The sequence below is a fragment of the Aquificaceae bacterium genome, from assembly GCA_037722135.1.
Classification (GTDB): domain Bacteria; phylum Aquificota; class Aquificia; order Aquificales; family Aquificaceae; genus Pampinifervens; species Pampinifervens sericum.
Genome location: JBBKAW010000088.1, coordinates 1 through 2,807, shown reverse-complemented (window position 1 = coordinate 2,807; position 2,807 = coordinate 1). Strand labels below are relative to the sequence as shown.

Sequence of the window (2,807 nt, the reverse complement as noted above, 5' to 3'; positions counted from 1 at the left end):
GTGCTTTTGATAAGGAACTCTTTTGGAAGTCATTACTGAGATTGTAAGCCCTTTCTTCGCTGTAGTCTGTCCTAACGCCAAGCTTGTCAGGTGTTGTCAAGTGGCTATAAAAAGCTTGGTATAAGCATTTTTAGTGCCTCTTGAGTAAGGCATGGTGGACGGTGAGCCACTAAACTAAATGGATACCTTTTTAAAATGCTTATAATAATAATCCATGGAAAAGGCAAAGATTGGAGTGCTTACCATATCAGACAGGGCAAGTAGAGGAGAATACGAAGATATAAGCGGTAAATACATTATAGAGTATATAAATGAAGTTGTCACCTCACCCTTTGAGATAGTATACCGTATAGTCCCTGACGAGAGAGACCTAATAGAGGGTGCTTTGATACACATGGCGGATGTGGAGGGTTGTTGTCTTATACTTACCACTGGTGGGACAGGACCTGCACCAAGAGATGTGACGCCAGAGGCTACAGAGGCGGTATGTCAAAAAATACTCCCAGGCTTTGGTGAGCTTATGAGGGCGGTCTCATTAAAACAAGTGCCTACCGCAATACTTTCCCGTCAAACCGCAGGCATAAGAAACAAAACCCTCATAATAAACCTACCCGGTAAGCCTCAATCTATAAAGGTCTGTCTTGATGCGGTTTTCCCTGCAGTCCCCTACTGCATAGACCTCATAGGTGGACCCTACATAACCACAGATGAGAGCAAGGTAAAAGCCTTCAGACCCTCCAAGTAAGCTTACCTTTTTCTGGTAAACCTTATGAGCTTTCCATCCTTTGCATCAATTACCGCTGTGCCTTCCGTTCCTCTAACTCTGTAAAAACACTCTCCCGTTTTCTTATTCTGAGAGAGCTGGGCGGACTGCACAGTTCCTACATACTGTCTTGCGTTGTTTATGGCTTGCTCAATGCTTATGGAAGGTCTACAATCCTCAATGGCAAAGCTAAGTAAAGGAATAAGGAGGATGAGTGCCTTCATGTCTCCCACCTCCTGTGGAATATATAAAACTTTACTTTACTTCCTTCATCTTGTCCACCGCTTCCTGAAGGATGGACATAAAGGCTTCCACTCTATCCTCAAAGACCATTAACCTGTGCTTTTTGTCTTGTGTCCACTCTGTTATCACCAAGTAGGCGGAGCCATCCCTACCCTTCTTAATATCAAAAAAATATGTTCTTTTGCCGGCGTTTAACTTCTTAGAATAGAGCCTTTCCCTTTCCACGATACTACCTCCTCCCTTTTATTATAAGTTAAAAACCCCTTCCTCCTCATTGGTTATTAAGAACAACAAGGAGGGCAAAGCCCCCCAGTTTTTTATAAAAGCTCCCTTACTTTGGCTACCACTTCGTCGTAGTTTGGCTCTTGGGTTATCTCTGGCACAAGCTGTATGTAGGCTATTTTACCCTGCTTGTCTACCACAAATATAGCCCTTGCGAGAATACCCTTGAGAGCACCCTCGGATATGAGCACGCCATACTTCTCCATGTCTCTGTATCTGAAGTCAGAGGCTACCACCACATTGCCAATATTAAAGCTTTCGCAGAACCTCTTTTGAGCAAAGGGAAGGTCCATAGAAATAACGCACACTGCCACGCCTTCCATACCTGCCATAAGCTCGTTGAATTTTTTGGTCTCTGTCTCACATACGGGAGTGTCCAAGGATGGGACGGTGATTATCACCTGCACCTTGTCACTTGGTCCACCTATAGCTATTTCTTGAAGGTCCTTTGTGACCACGTAAGCTACTGGAGCAGGGTCTCCAACCTTTAGAGTAGGTCCGCAAAGGGCAACAGGGTTGCCTTTTAGGTTTACAGTCTGTGCCATGGTTTTACCTCCCTATGGGTTTTGCTATATTTTAAGGGTTGTGCAAGGACTTTCAGAATGATTTATATCAAGAATCTTAGAGGCTTAGGCTTATAATTTACTATCATGCAGGCACAAAACCTTGAAGAGCTAAAGAGGCTTGTTCTTAAGGTATTGCCAGAAATTATTAAGGAAGACCCCGTTATAAAGGCTTATATCAAAGACCTACTAAAAGACAGCTTTGCAGAGAAGGATAAGACCGAAGATAGGATAGAAAAGCTCTATGAGGAACTGGTAAGACTAAGAGAGGAGTCCGAGAAGAGGTGGCAGGAGTATTTGGAAGATAGGGAGAGAATGTGGGCGGAGTTGGAAAGACAAAGGGAAGAGTCTAACAAAAGATGGGAGCAATACATACAAGAAAGAGATAAAATGTGGGCAGAGTTAGAAAGGCAAAGGGAAGAGTCTGAAAGAAAGTGGGAGGAGTATAAGAAAGCTCTTGAGGAGCAAAGAGAAATACTTATGCAACATTCCAAGATACTTGAAGAACACAGCAAAGCTATACAGACTCTCATGGAAGAGGTAAAAAGGCTAAGCAGGAAACATGACTCTACTATTGGTGCTCTTGGAGCTCGCTGGGGGCTACATTCTGAGGAATCTTTTAGGAATGCTCTCAAGGGTATACTTGAGGAGAGTTTTCCTGTAAAGGTGGAAAGATATATCAACTACGACAAGGAAGGTATAGTTTTTGGAAGACCAGACCAGATAGAGCTTGACCTTATTATTAAAAATGGCGAGATAATAGTGGCGGAGATAAAGTCCTCTATGAGTAAGGCTGATGTGTATGCCTTTTTAAGAAAGTTAGACTTTTACCAATCTAAGGAAGGCGTAAAGGTTAGCAGAGCCATAATAATATCGCCTATGGTAGACCCAAAGGCAAAGGAGGTGGCACTAAAAAATGGTATAGAGGTTTATTCTTATGCAGAGGATGTGGAGGG

5 protein-coding genes are annotated in these 2,807 nt (G+C 43.0%); 2 read left to right on the top strand and 3 right to left on the bottom strand.

Annotated features, from left to right (window positions below; translation table 11 throughout):
- Positions 1-214: 214 nt before the first annotated feature.
- Complete coding sequence (gene mog, locus WKI49_06075; protein MEJ7622057.1) at positions 215-745, top strand: molybdopterin adenylyltransferase; 531 nt, start codon at positions 215-217, stop codon at positions 743-745.
- Positions 746-747: 2 nt separating this feature from the next.
- Here the strand turns inward: mog and WKI49_06070 are convergent, their stop codons facing one another.
- The 3 genes from WKI49_06070 to tpx form a co-directional block, all read right to left on the bottom strand.
- Positions 748-987, bottom strand: coding sequence for a PepSY domain-containing protein (locus WKI49_06070; GenBank protein ID MEJ7622056.1), 240 nt, complete (start codon positions 985-987; stop codon positions 748-750).
- 31 nt (positions 988-1,018) lie between these two features.
- On the bottom strand, positions 1,019-1,231 hold the full coding sequence (locus WKI49_06065; GenBank protein MEJ7622055.1) for a DUF3276 family protein: 213 nt from the start codon (positions 1,229-1,231) through the stop codon (positions 1,019-1,021).
- A gap of 92 nt (positions 1,232-1,323) precedes the next feature.
- Positions 1,324-1,833: a thiol peroxidase gene (gene tpx, locus WKI49_06060; protein ID MEJ7622054.1), complete on the bottom strand. Its 510-nt coding sequence runs from the start codon at positions 1,831-1,833 to the stop codon at positions 1,324-1,326.
- Positions 1,834-1,938: 105 nt separating this feature from the next.
- Between tpx and WKI49_06055 the strand changes: the two genes are divergently transcribed.
- Positions 1,939-2,807 (top strand): DUF3782 domain-containing protein (locus WKI49_06055; protein ID MEJ7622053.1); only part of this gene is annotated, 869 nt, incomplete at its 3' end.

Coding starts and splice junctions, on each gene's coding strand:
- tpx (MEJ7622054.1), bottom strand. CDS start 1,833: ATGGCACAGACTGTAAACCTAAAAGGCAACCCTGTTGCCCTTTGCGGA.
- mog (MEJ7622057.1), top strand. CDS start 215: ATGGAAAAGGCAAAGATTGGAGTGCTTACCATATCAGACAGGGCAAGT.
- WKI49_06070 (MEJ7622056.1), bottom strand. CDS start 987: ATGAAGGCACTCATCCTCCTTATTCCTTTACTTAGCTTTGCCATTGAG.